The sequence below is a fragment of the Kitasatospora nipponensis genome (assembly GCF_039528135.1).
Classification (GTDB): domain Bacteria; phylum Actinomycetota; class Actinomycetes; order Streptomycetales; family Streptomycetaceae; genus Kitasatospora; species Kitasatospora nipponensis.
Genome location: NZ_BAAALF010001039.1, coordinates 1 through 244, shown reverse-complemented (window position 1 = coordinate 244; position 244 = coordinate 1). Strand labels below are relative to the sequence as shown.

The 244-nt window shown below is 73.0% G+C and carries 1 pseudogene; it reads left to right on the top strand.

Annotated elements, in window-relative coordinates:
* A pseudogene (locus ABD323_RS44745) lies at positions 1 to 244 on the top strand (iron transporter); the annotation flags it as partial.

The following is a 244-nucleotide window of genomic DNA, read 5'->3' as shown; positions in this document are numbered from 1 at the left end:
GTGTTCCAGGAGGGCCCCGACAGCTCCCGGGAGCTGGGCAGGCAGGAGCTGGCCGAGCACGTGCAGTCCGAACTCACGCTGCGCACCGGGGTACAGAACGAGGAGTTCCTCACCCAGCTGGCCTCCAGCCGCGCCGGAGTGGCCCACGGACTGGACCGCCGCCCCGCCCCCGGCCAGGACCGCTACCTGGAGTCCGAACAGGCCCCGCTGTTCGGCCACCGCTTCCACCCGGCCCCCAAGTCCC